Source organism: Muriicola soli (genome assembly GCF_004139715.1).
GTDB lineage: Bacteria > Bacteroidota > Bacteroidia > Flavobacteriales > Flavobacteriaceae > Muriicola > Muriicola soli.
Window position 1 is genome coordinate 1,279,478 of the sequence record NZ_CP035544.1, and the last position, 16,347, is coordinate 1,295,824.

The window sequence follows — 16,347 nt, forward strand, 5'->3', positions numbered from 1 at the left end:
GATTTGATCTTTTTTAGATCGATAGGCTCTCAAATTGGGTTAAGTTTTAACTTTAATGTACATTTCCTGCCAAATCAACTTTTGTGTTTAAAAAAATTGGTCCGGGTTTCCTGATTGCAGCTGCTTTTGTAGGCCCGGGTACCATTACTGCCTGTACTCTGGCGGGTGTCGACTTTGGTTTTGCCCTCTTATGGGCGATGCTCCTTTCTATTACCACCACCGTTGTATTCCAGGAAATGGCCGCCAGGGTAGGTGTCATAACCCAGCATGGTTTGGCGGCAAGCATCAGAGAAGAGTTGAGCATTCCATGGATACGGGCATTGGTCCTCGGGATCATTTTAAGTGCGATTGTTATCGGCAATGCGGCCTATGAAGCTGGAAATATCGGAGGAGCAGTGTTGGGCTTGGAAGCCCTTCTTGGTGGTGAACCTTCGAATTGGTATTCCTGGTTGATTGGTGGTTGTGCCTTTGTTCTGTTATTCGCAGGATCCTATAAGTCCCTCGAAAAAATATTTATCGCCCTTGTGATGCTAATGAGCATTTCATTTATTCTCGCGGCCATCCTGACCAAACCGGAAATATGGACCGTCCTAAAAGGCTTGTTTGTTCCCTCACTTCCTGACGGCAGCTTGCTCACGGTTGTAGCACTAATTGGTACAACAGTTGTTCCTTACAATTTGTTCCTGCACGCATCCCTGGTAAGTGAGAAGTGGAATTCAACGGAAGACCTAAAGGCGATCAGATGGGATACCATCCTTTCTATTGGTCTGGGCGGATTAATTTCTATGGCGATTGTAATTGCTGCAGCGGCAAGCGGACTTAAGGAGGTAAGCTCAGGCCTTGATCTGGCCAAGGGCCTGGAACCCCTTTATGGGACTTCCTCAAAGTACTTTTTGGGAGTAGGATTATTCGCTGCTGGTATTACTTCCGCAATAACTGCCCCACTGGCTGCTGCCTATGTAACAGCGAACTGCTTTAAATGGAAAAGTAATCTGAACTCCTGGCGCTTCCGGGCCGTTTGGGCATCCGTTTTATTGGCAGGGGTTTTGTTTCAGTCGTTTAATCTCAAGCCTATTGAAATCATTAAATTCGCGCAAGTGGCAAATGGCCTGTTGCTTCCTGTAATTTGTATTTTTCTGTTGTGGATCGTAAACAAGTCTTCACTGATGGGCAACTTTAAAAACAAAAGATGGCAGAATATCCTCGGACTGATCTTCTTATTGCTGATTATTTCCCTGGGAGTTAAAAGTATCTGGTCTGTAATAAATTGAGGATGAAAAACCGGGAAATAGACATCAATTGCGATGTAGGAGAAGGGCTTGGGAATGAAGCAAAACTCTTTCCTTATATCTCTTCTTGTAACCTCGCCTGCGGAGGTCACGCCGGGGATAAAAAAATCATTGCCGAAGTGATTGCACTTGCACATATGCACCAGGTAAGGGTAGGGGCACACCCCTCGTATCCGGACAAAGCAAATTTTGGCCGTAAAAGCATGGAGATGAGTCCTGTTGATTTTGAGAACAGTATTATTTCTCAGATTAAATTAGTTGAAGAAAATCTTTTAGAACAGAAGGGGTCCCTTTCACACATCAAAGCACATGGAGCACTGTATAATGACCTTGCCAAAGATCGTCAGTTGGCAATACAATACCTAAAGATCCTCCAACCTTATAAGACGCGTCTTGCACTTTTTCTTCCTTTTGGTTCCGTGCTGGCAGAAGAAGCTGATAAGTCGGGATGGCGTTGTAAATACGAAGCATTTGGTGATCGCAATTATAATGATGACCTATCGCTGGTCTCTCGTACTTCAGGAAAGGCATTGATTATTGCACCTGAAAACGTCCTGGAACACTTACTTTTAATGATTACCAAATCCACAGTTAAAACTGTTTCCGGTAATCTGGTTCCTATCAAAGCAGATACCTATTGTATTCATGGGGATACTAGTAGTGCATATGAAATATTAACGTATCTTTCCGTACAATTTCCTAAGCATAATATTCATTTAAAGAAATGAATTCTTACGCCATCCATATTAAACCTTTTGGTGATTCCGCCGTTTTGGTAGAATGGCCAAAGGAGATTAAACGGAATATTCTGGATGACATCCTGTCTTTTAAAGATTTTGTCAGAAGCAATGGATATGACGAGGCTCATTGGGAATTGGTTGCTGCCTACAATTCTCTTGCCCTGATCAACAATAAAAGTAAGATCGATTTTAAAAAGATATCGGCCCACCTTTACAATTTGTATCCCTTGAGAAAGGAAAGAGTAGACCAAAAATTCCGATTGTGGAAATTGCCGGTATGTTATGATGCCGAATTTGGAATAGACCTGGAGGAAGTGAGTCAGCAAACGGGCAAGACTGTAGAACAGATCATCACTTTACACACTTCTGCTACGTACACGGTTTATGGCATTGGCTTTTTACCGGGCTTTCTCTATTTAGGCGGTGTCCCAAAAGATCTGGAAACACCCAGGAGGGCCACCCCACGGCTTCATGTAAAAAAGGGATCAGTTGGGTTAGCCCGGAAACAAACCGGAATTTATCCTCAGGATTGTCCCGGGGGTTGGAATATCATAGGCAATTGTCCTATCCCAATTTTTGATGCCGAAAAAGAAAATCCATGTTTTATCAGTGTAGGAGATACGGTAAGTTTTTATTCCATAACCCGTGCACAGTTCGATTTACATACCATTCAGGCCGAGGTTGGACTCGATCTATTAATTAAAGAATCAAATAGTGCTTAAGGTAAAAAAGAGCGGATTTTTCACGTCCATTCAGGATAACGGCCGATATGGTTTCCGACATCTTGGTGTTCCCGTATCTGGTGCTATGGACAAGGCTTCAGCAAAACTGGCTAATGCCATGCTTGAGAATGAAGAAGATACTGCAGTACTTGAGATTACAATGTCCGGGCCCATTTTAGAATTCACAAAAGATACCTGGGTCGCCATTACAGGCGCTCATTTCTCTCCCCAGTTAAATGGGGTGGATATAGACAACCACAGCACCTTCAGGGTTGTGGCCGGGGATCAACTAACTTTTGGGGGCCATGTAGACGGTTTGCGTGCTTACATCGCAGTAAAAGGAGGTTTTAAAACGGCAAAAGTATTGAACAGTAGATCATTTTATCTGCCGCTTACTGAAAAAGATCACCTATTGGCCGGGATGGAAGTTCCCTATGATGAAACCTTGAGTTTTGAACCTAAAATAATAAATGTAATTCCCGAAGAAATAGAAAGAATTCTGACACTAAGGTCTAGTCCGGCACCTGAATTTGATCTGTTGAATGATGAACAAAAAGAACTCTTATTCAATCAGCCTTTTACCATAGCCAAGGAGAATAACAGAATGGCGTATCAATTGCAGGAATTGGTTGGCGAACATCAGAATGCCATGCTCACTTCTGCCACTTTACCCGGCACCGTACAATTGACGCCTGGTGGTAAATTGATCATCCTGATGCGGGACGGGCAAACTACAGGGGGGTATCCACGAATTTTACAACTCTCCGAAGAGTCCATTAATTATCTTGCTCAAAGAGCTTATGGAGATAAAGTTCAATTCAAACTTGAGGCCTAAACTGCCTTGTAGACCTCCTCAAACGGCACCCGAAACCTGGGGCCGTATATTCCCTTTTCATCCCTGATACCGCAACCTATCGTCATGCAAATTTCAGCTCCCATAGGTAAATTCAGTATATTTTTGATCCTCAGAGTATCAGATCCTTCCATGGGGCAGGTATCGTAGCCAATGGCGGCCATAGAGATCATAAAATTCTGAGCGGCCAGGCCTGCACTCTTGTGCGCCACGATCCTTAAGTCGGATCGCCGTACCTGCCGGTACACGGGTCTGAAAAGACCGATCAGGCAGAAAAAGAGATATCTCATCCATCCTACAATCCCTAAAAATTCAACATAAATCGAGGGGATCAGTTTGGTGTAGTACCCCAGCGCAAATTTTTCTCTTTTGCTGTATTCTTCCTTGGGTTTATTCCCCATGGTCTTCAATAAGAACTCTTTATTAGATTTAGCTCTTCTTCTCCACAAATCCCGTCTGGCAACAACGACTACCAATTGTTTGGAAGTTTTCGCTGCATTCTGACCCAGGCATGCTTTGGTAAGTATTTTAAGGGTCTCAGTGTTTGTGATGTGATAAAATTCCCAGAGCTGCAGATTACTGCTGGTAGGGGCGAGGACCGCATTTTTAATACACTGTTTAACTTTTTCCGGGTCTATTTCCTTCTCCTGATCATAAACCCTCACAGACCTCCTATATTGAATGGCTTCGGTTACCGTTTTTTCCATATTCACTAAAATATATGCTTCATTTTTTTAATCAGGTTCAGTGGCACGTTGTACGGGGGGTACTTAAAACGTAAATCGAGCCACGTTGCTCTTTTTACTATAGCCTTTTGATGCGAAAAAGTGTCGAAAGAACGTTTCCCGTGATAGGATCCCAAACCGCTTTGGCCAACCCCGCCAAAAGGTAGTTTTTTATTGGAAATTTGCAACAAGGTATCATTGATTGTACCACCTCCGAAACTAAATTCCCTGATAAACTTCTTTTGAAACGACTTTCGCTTAGTAAAAATGTAAGCAGCCAGCGGTTTTCCCCGGGCATTGATCCACGTTTGCAATTCACTTTCATCCCGATAGGAAATTATCGGGAGTAAAGGACCAAAGATTTCCTCTTGCATAATCTCGCTGTCCATTGATGGCTCGTCAACAAGGGTTGGAGGTATAAATCGATCTGTCTTATTGTGTGATCCGCCGTGGAGGATTTTTTGGTTTTCCAGCAAACCTAATAGACGGTTAAAATGATCATTAGAGATAATTCGGGCCAAATCCTTTGAGTCTTGCGGTTGTTCTCCAAAAAAGGCCTTGATACTTTTAATCAGCTCTTCAACCAATCGATCTTTTAGTTTGTGATGCACAAGAATATAATCGGGGGCAATACAAGTCTGACCCGCATTGAGGAATTTTCCCCACACGATTCGCCTGGCTGCCTGGGCCGGCACTGCCGTCTCGTCTACCACACAGGGGCTTTTACCGCCAAGTTCAAGCGTGACCGGAGTGAGCTGTCTCGCAGCACTTTCATATACGATCTTGCCTACACGGGTACTTCCGGTAAAGAAGATATAATCCCATTTTTGCTGTAAGAGCGTTTTCGCGACTTCAGCATCACCTTCGCAGACAAGTACATGTTCAGGGCTGCATACAGAACTGACCAGCTTAGAGATGATGGCAGTGGTTTGCGGAGTGAGCTCAGATGGCTTTAGAACTGCTGTATTCCCGGCGGCTATTGCCGAAATCAAGGGTAATAAAGTCAACTGAAAAGGATAATTCCAAGGGGAGATGATGAGTATGTTCCCGTAAGGCTCCTTATAGATCCAATCAGAAGAAGGAAAGTTGAGTATGGCGGAAGGGACTCTTTCCGGTTTGGCCCATAGATCGAGATGTTTAATCATCATTTTGAGTTCTGCCAGGACAAATTGTGTCTCTGCCACCAATGTTTCAAAGCTCGGTTTTTTAAAATCGGAATAGAGGGCATCGCATATGGCATCTTCCTGCTTTTCGATCTCGTTTCGCAACTTTTTCAGGATGTCTTTTCGAAATAGCAGGTCCTTCGTCTGTCCCGTGCTGAAATACCTTTGCTGAGCTTCAACTTTTTGTGGAATTGAATTTTTCATGCCCAAAAATAGGTAAATTTTCAGCGGGGTTCATATGAAAGGAAGCTCTTTTCTCCTTGTCTGACGCATAGTGAATATGATAATTGAAAGAGCTTTAAAATATTGATAAACAGTGTTTTAGCTCTTTTCTCCTAACATTGAATTTATCGTACTATTCAATGAAAATTCAGAGGTGGTTTTTAAACAAGTATCTTTGGAACCTATTGAATTTACTAAGAAAACCGGCACATTGGGAAAGACTACCGCAGAATTAAACAAATACAGTAAAAACGTTACTCAGGACCCTACGCAGCCCGGGGCACAAGCGATGCTTCATGCTATCGGACTGTCAGAAGAGGATTTGAAGAAACCATTGATAGGAATCGGTAGTACCGGATACGAAGGAAACCCTTGCAATATGCACCTCAATGACCTTGCTCAACAAGTGAAAAAGGGATTAGATGAGAAGGGGCTTGTTGGACTGGTATTTAATTCGATAGGGGTGAGTGATGGAATATCCATGGGTACCTACGGGATGCGATATTCTCTTCCGTCCAGGGATATTATTGCTGATTCGATGGAGACCGTTGTACAAGCCATGAATTACGACGGACTCGTAACCGTTGTGGGTTGTGATAAAAATATGCCGGGGGCACTTATGGCAATGATCAGGCTTAACAGGCCTTCTATCCTGGTTTATGGAGGCACAATCGCTTCGGGTTGCCTTAACAACAGGAAACTGGATATTGTAAGTGCTTTTGAGGCCTGGGGCGAGAAAGTGGCCGGAACCATGAAGGAAGAGGAGTTTAAGCAAGTGATTCAAAATGCCTGCCCAGGTGCAGGTGCTTGCGGCGGGATGTACACTGCCAATACCATGGCATCGGCTATAGAGGCCTTAGGAATGTCAATACCTTATAGTTCTTCCAACCCTGCTGTTGGCTCAGAAAAAGAAGAAGACTGCCTTAACTCCGGCAGGGCTTTGAGACATCTTATAGAAAATGATATAAAACCAAGTGATATTATCACTAAAAAATCACTTGAAAATGCTGTTAGATTGATTACTGTACTTGGTGGATCTACGAACGCTGTTCTCCATTTCCTGGCGATCGCAAGAGCGGCAGAAATCGACTTTAGCCTTGATGATTTTCAAAGGATCAGTGATTCAACACCCTTTCTCGCCGATCTCAAACCCAGTGGTAAATACCTGATGGAGGACGTGCACAGGGTAGGCGGCATACCGGCAGTCATGAAATTCATGTTAGAACAGGGGATGTTACACGGAGATTGCCTCACAGTAACAGGTAAAACCATTGCCGAAAATTTAAATGAAGTTCCTTCGCTGGAAAAAGGTCAAAAGGTAGTACATGGTATAGAGGACCCTATCAAAGAAACCGGGCATTTACGGATTCTTTACGGCAATTTAGCCGCAGAAGGGGCAGTGGCCAAGATTACCGGGAAAGAAGGGTATCATTTTACTGGTCCGGCTAAGGTTTTCGACGATGAATTTAAAGCCAATGAAGGAATTGGAAAGGGCCTGGTAAAAAAAGGAGACGTTGTAGTGATCAGGTATGAAGGTCCAAAAGGCGGACCCGGAATGCCGGAGATGCTTAAGCCTACAGCCGCAATTATGGGTGCAGGACTGGGCAAGGATGTAGCTTTGATAACCGATGGGCGATTTTCAGGCGGGACCCATGGTTTTGTTGTAGGACACGTTTCTCCCGAAGCGCAGGAAGGGGGAGTGATAGGTTTGTTGGAAGACGGAGACATGATAACGATTGATGCGGTGAAAAACAGTATCAGCGTAGCTCTATCGGAAGAGGAATTACAAGTCAGAAAGAAAAATTGGAAACAACCGCCATTGAAGGTGAGGAAGGGAAGTTTGTATAAATATGCCAAAATTGTTTCTTCTGCTTCTACCGGCTGTGTAACCGACCAATTCGACTAGATAAAAATTGTAAAGATCGCATTGAAAGAATGTATTTATGGATACGATGACAAAAAAGAAAACTACTCATAAAAACCCTAAAAAATTAAGGGTTAGTGGGGCTGAGGCGATTATACACTGTCTGCTTGCAGAAGGTGTAGATCTTATTTACGGCTATCCCGGAGGAGCCATAATGCCGGTTTATGATGAACTATATAAGTTTCAGGATAAGCTAACGCATATTCTTACCCGGCATGAACAGGGAGCCACTCACGCTGCCCAGGGCTACGCCAGGGTGAGTGGGAAAGTTGGTGTTGCAATGGCCACTTCAGGTCCGGGGGCAACAAATTTGGTAACAGGACTAGCCGATGCCCAGATCGATTCTACTCCCATGGTATGTATTACCGGGCAGGTACCTAGACACCTGTTGGGATCAGATGCATTTCAGGAAACGGATATTATCGGAATTTCTACCCCGGTAACCAAGTGGAACTATCAGATCACTACGGCTGAAGAAATCCCCGGGATAATGGCGAAGGCATTTTTTATTGCTAAGTCGGGCCGGCCTGGCCCCGTACTGATTGATATCACCAAAAATGCCCAATTTGATGAGCTGGATTTTCATTATGAAGCCTGTACCGGGGTAAGAAGTTATCAGCCAACACCTGTGGTAAAAGCGGAGGCCCTTGAGATGGCTGCGGACTTGATCAATAACGCAAAGAAGCCTTACATTGTATTTGGACAAGGGGTTATCCTTGGTGAGGCTGAAAAGGAATTAAAGGCTTTTGTGGAAAAATCCGGTATCCCAGCTGCCTGGACCATTCTTGGACTTTCTGCCATGAACACAGACCATCCTCTCAATGTAGGCATGGTGGGGATGCACGGCAATTACGGGCCTAATGTACTGACTAACGAATGCGATGTACTGATCGCTATCGGAATGCGATTTGACGATCGTGTTACCGGCAATCTTGAGAGTTATGCCAAGCAGGCAAAAATCATCCATATGGAGATAGATCCTGCCGAGATCAACAAAAATGTACAGGTAGACGTCGCTCTTCTGGGCAACGCTAAAGAAACATTAAAAAAGTTACTGCCTAAGATCAAGAAGAACAGCCACGAAACATGGCACAATGAGTTCAAGTTGAAGTATGAAGAGGAATTTAAAACGGTAATTGAAAATGACCTGCACCCCAAGAAGGAGGGATTGACGATGGGAGAAGTAGTGGAGGAGATCAATAAAGCTTCAAAAAATAAGGCTGTCATTGTCACAGATGTGGGTCAGCATCAGATGGTGGCCTGCCGCTATGCCAAATTTGACCAGTCCAAGAGTAATATTACCTCAGGTGGCTTAGGCACCATGGGATTCGCACTACCGGCTGCGATTGGGGCTAAGATGGGGGCGGAGGAGCGAGAAGTTGTCGCAATAATTGGAGATGGGGGCTACCAGATGACCATTCAGGAACTGGCTACTATATATCAGAATAAAACTGCTGTAAAGATTGTTGTACTCAACAATGATCATTTGGGGATGGTAAGACAATGGCAGGAATTGTTTTTTGAAAGTCGTTATGCTTCTACGGTTATGACCAATCCTGATTTTGTCAAGATCGCCGAGGGGTATCACATCAAGGCACAAAGGGTATCGGAACGAAAGAATTTAAAGGCAGCTGTTGAGGAAATGATCGCAGCAAAGGAACCTTATTTTCTAGAAGTTAAAGTAGAAAAAGAGGACAATGTCTTCCCTATGATACCTTCAGGTGCTTCTGTGTCAGATATAAGATTAAAGTAAGCAATGATGGAGAAAAAATTTTTTACCATTTCAGTGTATTCGGAAAACAATGTTGGGTTACTGAATAGAATCTCAGGAATATTTTTAAAGCGACACATCAATATAGAGGGATTAAATGTCTCTAAATCAGAAATTAAAAATATTTCAAAATTTACTATTGTCGTATTTACCACAGAAGACTGGACAAGAAAAATTGTGGCTCAGATAGAAAAGCAAATTGAAGTGATCAAGGCATTTTATCACACAGATGAAGAAATCATCTATCAGGAGTCTGCTCTCTTTAAAATTGCTTCTCATTTACTTTTTGACGAACGACAGATTCAGAATATTATCAAGGAAAGCAATTCGCAGATAGTAACCGTTTCCAGGGACTTCTTTATCCTTGCTAAGACCGGAAGAAGGCATGAAATTGACGAAATGCACGACGAATTGGAACCTTATGGCATTATGCAATTTGTGCGATCAGGACGAATTGCTGTAACCAAGGCCGCAATGCCAATTACGGCCTTATTGAACGAATACGAAAACAATAATTAACGAGACACAAACAAGACTACGCATGACAAATTATTTTAATACACTTTCCCTCAGAGATCAACTGAAACAACTAGGGCAATGCCGATTTATGGACACCACAGAATTTGCTGATGGTGTTGCCGTCCTAAAAGGGAAAAAGATTGTAATTATTGGTTGTGGTGCCCAGGGGCTTAACCAGGGCCTAAATATGAGAGACTCCGGCCTCGATATCGCGTATACCTTGCGTGAGGCTGCGATAGCGGAAAAAAGGGCATCCTATGTAAATGCTACAGAAAACGGCTTTACAGTTGGCACCTATGAGGAGCTTGTACCTTCCGCTGATCTGTTGATCAATCTAACCCCGGATAAACAACATACCAATGTAATTAATAGCGTAATGCCTCTGATGAAAAAAGGGGCGACCCTATCCTATTCTCATGGTTTTAATATTGTAGAAGAAGGGATGCAGATCAGAAAAGACCTAACGGTAATTATGGTTGCTCCTAAAAGTCCGGGATCAGAGGTGAGGGAGGAATACAAAAGAGGCTTCGGGGTTCCTACCCTGATCGCAGTTCATCCCGAGAACGACCCTGAAGGCAAAGGCCTTGCGCAGGCAAAAGCTTATGCGGCTGCTACCGGTGGTCATAAAGCAGGGGTTTTAGAATCTTCCTTTGTTGCAGAAGTGAAATCCGATTTAATGGGGGAACAGACCATACTTTGTGGCCTGCTACAAACCGGTTCTATCCTATGCTTCGATAAGATGGTAGAAAAAGGAATAGATGCCGGATATGCCTCAAAACTGATACAATATGGATGGGAAACCATCACAGAAGGGCTTAAGTATGGCGGAATCACAAATATGATGGACCGACTATCCAATCCCGCCAAAATCAAAGCTTTTGACCTTTCCGAAGAACTGAAAGATATTATGCGTCCTCTTTTTCAAAAACACATGGATGATATCATGAGCGGTCATTTTTCCAAAACTATGATGGAAGACTGGGCAAATGATGATAAGAACTTGTTAGGTTGGAGAGCAGCTACGGGAGAAACTGCCTTTGAGAAAACTCCGGCAGCTGACGTTAAAATCTCTGAGCAGGAATACTACGATAACGGAGTGTTGATGGTTGCCATGGTCAGGGCAGGGGTAGAGTTGGCATATGAAGCTATGACCGATTCAGGAATCATTGGCGAGTCGGCCTACTACGAGTCTTTACATGAAACCCCTCTGATCGCGAATACCATTGCCAGGAAAAAGCTATTTGAAATGAACAGGGTAATTTCTGATACGGCGGAATACGGCTGTTATTTATTTGACCATGCCTGTAAACCGCTGTTAAAGGACTTTATGAAAAAGGTGGATGTGGATGTTATCGGTAAAGCATACGGAGCATCCCGAGATAACGGTGTTTCTAATGCCAAACTAATTCAGGTAAACCAAGCCCTGAGAGAACATCCAGTTGAACGTGTAGGTGCAAGACTGCGAGCTTCGATGACGGCTATGAAGCCTATAGTTTAAAAATAATATTGCAAAGTAAAATAATTGCAGATGATTAAAGAAAAAACATCAATACCTGAATCCTACCGTATCGATTCCCTGATACATCAAAAAACCTATCTGGTAAATGGGGAGCTAAAGCCATGGGAAGGAGCAGTGACCGACGTATTTTCGACCATATCCTCCACTGAAAAATACGAACATACCCTGCTTGGGAGTATTCCCGATCTGGGCGAAAAAGAGGCTATGGAAGCTTTAGATGGTGCACTTGGTGCTTATGATCAGGGGAAAGGAGTTTGGCCAACCATGAAGGTGAGTGACCGAATTGAATGCATGGAAAAATTCGTCGAGCAGATGAAAACCAAGCGTGATATCGTGGTAAAACTCTTGATGTGGGAGATAGGAAAATCCCTGCCAGATTCCATAAAAGAATTTGATCGAACCGTAGATTATATCTACGACACTATTGAAGATTACAAGCAACTAGACCGAAACTCGGCTAAATTTCAAAAGCACGAAGGGGTTTACGCCCACATCCGGCGAGGGCCGTTGGGTGTCGTTCTTTGTCTTGGACCTTACAATTATCCTCTGAACGAAACATTTGCCCTACTGATCCCCGCCCTGATTATGGGGAATACCACCATATTTAAACCTGCCAAACACGGTGTATTGCTCATTACTCCGCTGCTGGAGGCGTTTAAGAACAGCTTTCCCAAAGGAGTGGTCAATATCCTCTTCGGCAGGGGGAGAACTGTGGCAGCTCCAATAATGAAAACGGGGAAGGTAGACGTATTGGCCTTAATCGGAAACAGCAAGTCGGCAAATGCCTTGCAGGATCAGCATCCAAAGAGCAATCGCTTGCGTTTGGTTTTGGGTCTTGAAGCAAAAAATCCTGCGATCATACTCCCAGACGCTAACATGGAGCTTACTATAGAGGAATGCCTCACCGGAACCCTGTCTTTTAACGGACAGCGCTGTACTGCCCTCAAGATTGTTTATGTGCACGATGAAGTGAAAGAGGATTTTCTAAATGAGTTTGCTGCGAGAGTGGATAAGCTAAAGTTTGGTAATCCATGGGATGAAGGGGTAAAACTTACTCCCCTGCCAGAGCCCGGTAAACCTGAATACGTTCAGGAACTCATTGACGATGCCCTGGCGAAAGGTGCGAAAATCATGAACAAAAAAGGCGGTAAACATTTCGACAATTACATCTGGCCGGCAGTCCTTTATCCCGTCACCAAGGATATGCGAGTCTACCAGGAAGAACAATTTGGCCCTGTTATTCCGGTACTTTCGTTTAAGGATATCGAAGAGCCGCTTGATGACATGGCGGAGAGCAATTACGGACAACAAGTGAGCCTTTTTGGAAAAGATGTTTATGCCCTGGCACCATTAATCGACACTCTGGCCAATCTGGTTTGCAGGGTAAATCTGAATAGTTCCTGCCAGCGTGGACCCGATGTATACCCCTTTACCGGGCGTAAAGATTCGGCACAATCAACACTTAGTGTTCACGATGCTCTGAGGTCTTTCTCTATTCGAACCCTCCTGGCCTTTAAAGACAATGAGATCAATAAGGATACAGTAAAACAACTATTGGAGACCAAATTATCCAATTTCACTAGTACGGAGTATATCCTGTAACCCGTATTGAAAAGAACTAGAGGTTTTTAGCAAGCCAGTTGCCAACTTCGCTGGTCTTCCGACCCTTGTTTTTATCGGCAAGGTCTTCAGTAACCATTCCCTCAGCCAGGGATTTGTTTACGACCATTCTGATCGCATTGGCCTCGTCTGGCAAACCTAAATCGTCGAACATCATTGCGGCAGATAAAACCGTTGCAAGGGGGTTGGCGATATCCTTTCCGGCGGCTTGAGGGTAAGAGCCGTGAATGGGCTCGTAAAGCCCTATCGACTCTCCTATGGAGGCAGAAGGCATGAGTCCCATCGATCCCGAGATGACTGAGGCTTCGTCTGTTAGGATATCCCCAAAAAGGTTTTCGGTGATCAGCACGTCATAAGAATTAGGCCATTGCACAAGTCGCATGGCTACGGCATCCACGAATTCATAGGACACTTCAACTTCAGGATAATCTTTTTCCATGGCCTGTACGGTCTCCCTCCACAAACGAGAAGACTCCAAAACGTTGGCCTTGTCCACACAGCAGAGTTTTTTAGATCGTTTCATCGCCAGTTCGAAGCCTTTTTTTGCCAGGCGCTTAACTTCCATTCGAGTATAGGTACAAGTGTCATAGGCGGTATCCCCGTTGTCTTCTCTGCCTCTTTTTCCAAAATAAATACCTCCGGTAAGCTCCCTCAGGAAAACCAGGTCGGTGCCTTCAATCCGCTCTCTTTTCAGCGGAGATCGATCAATAAGGGATTCAAAGGTAAAAGTGGGTCTTACGTTAGCAAATAATCCGAGTTTTTGCCTCATTTTTAACAGGCCTTGTTCGGGACGTACTTTGGCCGACGGGTCATTGTCGAACCTCGGATGACCAATGGCACCAAATAACACGGCGTCAGAATTCACACAGATATCATGTGTGGAGTCGGGGTAGGGGTCGCCTACAGCATCAATGGCAGCCGCTCCGGTTAGGGCGGGCTTCCAATGTATTTGGTGGTTAAATTTTGTGGCTACAGCATCGCATACCTTTACTGCTTGTTGAATTACTTCCGGGCCGATACCATCTCCGGCTAATAGGGCAATAGTTAATTCCATAAAATAGACTTGTATCTGGGATTTAAATAATGTTGAGCATTTTTTCTGTCGCCTTTATCGCAGAAACAGTTTGGTCAGAATCGAGACCCCTGGTAGCAAACTCCTTGTCGCCATCCTGCCAAGTAATTACGGTTTCACAAAGGGCGTCCGAATTACTTCCGGGAGGAATTCGCACGGCGTAGTCCACGAGATTGGGTAAACTTTTTTTCTTTGAACGATAAACCTTTCTCAATGCATTCATAAAGGCGTCAAACTGACCATCACCCTGGGCGTTTTCTTCGATGCTCTCTCCCTCAAATTCTACACAAACCGTGGTAGAGGGTTTTAAGCCTTTCGCATGGGTGAGCACATACGACTTCACAAAGACCTTTTGCTGATAACCTTCGCTGTCCAGTACATCAGAAATGATATAAGGAAGATCGTCTTTTGTCACTCGCTCCTTTTTATCGCCCAATTCGATAATCCTCGCCGTTACCTTTTTGATTTCCTCGTCATTAAGCGTAAGCCCCAACTCCTGAAGATTCTTCTGGATATTAGCTTTCCCTGAGGTTTTCCCCAGGGCGTATTTGCGCTTTCTTCCAAACCTTTCTGGTAAAAGGTCATTAAAGTATAAGTTCTTTTTATTATCTCCATCGGCATGTATACCAGCAGTTTGGGTAAAAACATTATCTCCAACTATAGGTTTGTTCGCCGGGATGACAAAGCCGGTAAAGGCAGATACCAATTTGCTCACCTTAAAGAGAGAAGACTCCTGCACATTAATTCTAAACTCGGGTAAAAAGTCATTTAAAACTGCCACTACACTGGCAAGGGGAGCATTGCCAGCTCGTTCTCCCATGCCATTGACCGTAAGATGCAGTCCATGACATCCGGCCTTGACCGCTTCCATGACATTGGCAACACTAAGGTCGTAGTCGTTATGTCCGTGAAAGTCAAAATGAATTTCGGGGTAGCGCTTAACGATCTGGCTTATAAAATTACCGGTTTCATTTGGTGTCAGCACCCCCAGTGTATCAGGCAATAGAACTCTTTTCAGTGGCTGGGTAGCCAGAAAATCCAGAAAGTTGAATACGTAATCAGGGGAATTACGCATCCCATTACTCCAGTCCTCCAGATACACATTGGTTGTGATTCCCATGGCACCGGCTTGCTCAATGACCTCTGCTATTTCTTTAAAATGTTCTTCAGGCTTCTTTTTTAATTGATGAGTGAGGTGGTTGAGCGATCCTTTAGTGAGTAAATTCTGAACTTTTGCCCCCGACTTTTGCATCCATTCTAATGACAGGCCCCCGTCAACAAAAGTGAGTACTTCAACTCGTTCTTCAAAACCACGCTCTGATGCCCATTCCAAGATGTTTTTGACAGACTGAAATTCCCCTTCAGAAACACGTGCGGAGGCAATTTCGATGCGATCAACTCTCAACTCTTCTAACAAGAGCTTCGCCATTGTCAATTTTTCCGAAGCTGAAAAGGAAACCCCCGAGGTTTGCTCCCCATCCCTCAGGGTCGTGTCCATGATCTCAATAGTTCTGCGTTGCTCTTCCTTTCCTTTGGGAGAATTATTACGCGATTTTTGAGAAGGGGATAAAGTAGCTTCAGGCATGATTTCTCTAAATTTTATAAAGGCAGGCCTCCTGCGAAATCTTCTATTTCTTCCTTCATATTGAGGAGGTAATCAATATCGTCATAGCCGTTGAGCATATTTTCCTTTTTATAGGGATTGATATCAAATTCTTCCTTTTCTGAAGTAGCCTCTATCGTAATGGTCTGAGAAGGCAGGTCGATGGTCAACTCAGCTTTGGGATTTTTTTCAATCTCCTCAAAGATTCGCTGTAAAAATGGCGGACTCACCTGAACCGGTAAAACACCAATATTGAGGCAGTTATTTCTGAATATATCCGCAAAAAAACTGGAAACAACACATCTGAAACCATAGTCATAAATGGCCCATGCAGCGTGTTCCCTGGAAGATCCAGAACCGAAATTTTTCCCTCCAACCAGAATTTTACCACTGTAGATAGGGTTATTCAAAACAAAATGCTCCTTCGGCCGGTTGTCGGGGTAGTATCGCCAATCTCTGAATAAGTTATCCCCAAATCCTTTGCGCTCTGTTGCCTTTAAAAACCGAGCAGGAATGATCTGGTCAGTATCCACGTTTTCGATAGGTAGTGGTACGGCACTGCTCTTAAGGACTTTAAATTTATCGTAAGCCATTATATAATGCGG

At 44.0% G+C, this 16,347-nt stretch carries 14 protein-coding genes; 9 read left to right on the top strand and 5 right to left on the bottom strand.

The features are described 5' to 3' along the window. Positions 1–83: 83 nt before the first annotated feature. The 4 genes from EQY75_RS05720 to EQY75_RS05735 are packed head-to-tail and all read left to right on the top strand — an operon-like array spanning position 84 to position 3,586. On the top strand, positions 84–1,271 hold the full coding sequence (locus EQY75_RS05720; protein WP_129603649.1) for an Nramp family divalent metal transporter: 1,188 nt from the start codon (positions 84–86) through the stop codon (positions 1,269–1,271). A 2-nt stretch (positions 1,272–1,273) separates the two neighbouring features. Then, positions 1,274–2,017: a 5-oxoprolinase subunit PxpA gene (gene pxpA, locus EQY75_RS05725; RefSeq protein WP_129603650.1), complete on the top strand. Its 744-nt coding sequence runs from the start codon at positions 1,274–1,276 to the stop codon at positions 2,015–2,017. Then, positions 2,014–2,751: a 5-oxoprolinase subunit PxpB gene (gene pxpB, locus EQY75_RS05730; protein WP_129603652.1), complete on the top strand. Its 738-nt coding sequence runs from the start codon at positions 2,014–2,016 to the stop codon at positions 2,749–2,751. The genes pxpA and pxpB overlap by 4 nt, the downstream gene beginning before the upstream one ends. Next, a complete protein-coding gene (locus EQY75_RS05735; RefSeq protein ID WP_129603654.1) occupies positions 2,744–3,586 on the top strand; it encodes a 5-oxoprolinase subunit C family protein in 843 nt (280 codons plus the stop codon). The genes pxpB and EQY75_RS05735 overlap by 8 nt, the downstream gene beginning before the upstream one ends. Here EQY75_RS05735 and EQY75_RS05740 read toward each other — a convergent pair. After that, entirely contained in the window at positions 3,583–4,311 is a 729-nt protein-coding gene (locus tag EQY75_RS05740) for a nitroreductase family protein (RefSeq protein WP_129603656.1), read from the bottom strand. The two genes, EQY75_RS05735 and EQY75_RS05740, sit on opposite strands and share 4 nt — an antisense overlap. 5 nt (positions 4,312–4,316) lie before the next feature. Continuing rightward, positions 4,317–5,696 carry an aldehyde dehydrogenase gene (locus tag EQY75_RS05745; RefSeq protein ID WP_129603658.1) on the bottom strand — a complete coding sequence of 460 codons (1,380 nt, stop codon included), beginning with the start codon at positions 5,694–5,696 and terminating at the stop codon, positions 4,317–4,319. A gap of 193 nt (positions 5,697–5,889) precedes the next feature. Here EQY75_RS05745 and ilvD point away from each other — a divergent pair, with 193 nt between their 5' ends. The 5 genes from ilvD to EQY75_RS05770 are packed head-to-tail and all read left to right on the top strand — an operon-like array spanning position 5,890 to position 13,049. Further along, complete coding sequence (gene ilvD / locus EQY75_RS05750; protein ID WP_246020031.1) at positions 5,890–7,620, top strand: dihydroxy-acid dehydratase; 1,731 nt, start codon at positions 5,890–5,892, stop codon at positions 7,618–7,620. Between the two features lie 37 nt (positions 7,621–7,657). Beyond that, positions 7,658–9,391, top strand: a complete 1,734-nt coding sequence (gene ilvB / locus EQY75_RS05755) for a biosynthetic-type acetolactate synthase large subunit (RefSeq protein WP_129603660.1) — start codon at positions 7,658–7,660, stop codon at positions 9,389–9,391. Positions 9,392–9,397: 6 nt separating this feature from the next. Then, on the top strand, positions 9,398–9,928 hold the full coding sequence (gene ilvN, locus EQY75_RS05760) for an acetolactate synthase small subunit (protein ID WP_129606983.1): 531 nt from the start codon (positions 9,398–9,400) through the stop codon (positions 9,926–9,928). A gap of 22 nt (positions 9,929–9,950) precedes the next feature. After that, positions 9,951–11,426, top strand: coding sequence for a ketol-acid reductoisomerase (ilvC, locus tag EQY75_RS05765; RefSeq protein WP_129603662.1), 1,476 nt, complete (start codon positions 9,951–9,953; stop codon positions 11,424–11,426). 30 nt (positions 11,427–11,456) lie between these two features. Next, positions 11,457–13,049, top strand: coding sequence for an NADP-dependent glyceraldehyde-3-phosphate dehydrogenase (locus EQY75_RS05770; RefSeq protein WP_129603664.1), 1,593 nt, complete (start codon positions 11,457–11,459; stop codon positions 13,047–13,049). Positions 13,050–13,065: 16 nt separating this feature from the next. Here the strand turns inward: EQY75_RS05770 and leuB are convergent, their stop codons facing one another. The 3 genes from leuB to leuD all read right to left on the bottom strand — a co-directional run bounded on the left by leuB (position 13,066) and on the right by leuD (position 16,335). After that, positions 13,066–14,121, bottom strand: a complete 1,056-nt coding sequence (leuB, locus tag EQY75_RS05775) for a 3-isopropylmalate dehydrogenase (RefSeq protein WP_129603666.1) — start codon at positions 14,119–14,121, stop codon at positions 13,066–13,068. 22 nt (positions 14,122–14,143) lie between these two features. Further along, positions 14,144–15,637, bottom strand: a complete 1,494-nt coding sequence (locus EQY75_RS05780; RefSeq protein ID WP_129606985.1) for an alpha-isopropylmalate synthase regulatory domain-containing protein — start codon at positions 15,635–15,637, stop codon at positions 14,144–14,146. 101 nt (positions 15,638–15,738) lie between these two features. Further along, positions 15,739–16,335, bottom strand: a complete 597-nt coding sequence (gene leuD, locus EQY75_RS05785; RefSeq protein ID WP_129603667.1) for a 3-isopropylmalate dehydratase small subunit — start codon at positions 16,333–16,335, stop codon at positions 15,739–15,741. Between the last annotated feature and the right edge of the window lie 12 nt (positions 16,336–16,347).

What these genes read in the sequence shown, in the direction of transcription:
- pxpA (WP_129603650.1), top strand. Translation starts at nt 1,274, where the DNA reads ATGAAAAACCGGGAAATAGACATCAATTGCGATGTAGGAGAAGGGCTT.
- pxpB (WP_129603652.1), top strand. Translation starts at nt 2,014, where the DNA reads ATGAATTCTTACGCCATCCATATTAAACCTTTTGGTGATTCCGCCGTT.
- EQY75_RS05740 (WP_129603656.1), bottom strand. Translation starts at nt 4,311, where the DNA reads ATGGAAAAAACGGTAACCGAAGCCATTCAATATAGGAGGTCTGTGAGG.
- EQY75_RS05745 (WP_129603658.1), bottom strand. Translation starts at nt 5,696, where the DNA reads ATGAAAAATTCAATTCCACAAAAAGTTGAAGCTCAGCAAAGGTATTTC.
- ilvB (WP_129603660.1), top strand. Translation starts at nt 7,658, where the DNA reads ATGGATACGATGACAAAAAAGAAAACTACTCATAAAAACCCTAAAAAA.
- ilvN (WP_129606983.1), top strand. Translation starts at nt 9,398, where the DNA reads ATGGAGAAAAAATTTTTTACCATTTCAGTGTATTCGGAAAACAATGTT.
- ilvC (WP_129603662.1), top strand. Translation starts at nt 9,951, where the DNA reads ATGACAAATTATTTTAATACACTTTCCCTCAGAGATCAACTGAAACAA.
- EQY75_RS05770 (WP_129603664.1), top strand. Translation starts at nt 11,457, where the DNA reads ATGATTAAAGAAAAAACATCAATACCTGAATCCTACCGTATCGATTCC.
- leuB (WP_129603666.1), bottom strand. Translation starts at nt 14,121, where the DNA reads ATGGAATTAACTATTGCCCTATTAGCCGGAGATGGTATCGGCCCGGAA.
- EQY75_RS05780 (WP_129606985.1), bottom strand. Translation starts at nt 15,637, where the DNA reads ATGGACACGACCCTGAGGGATGGGGAGCAAACCTCGGGGGTTTCCTTT.
- leuD (WP_129603667.1), bottom strand. Translation starts at nt 16,335, where the DNA reads ATGGCTTACGATAAATTTAAAGTCCTTAAGAGCAGTGCCGTACCACTA.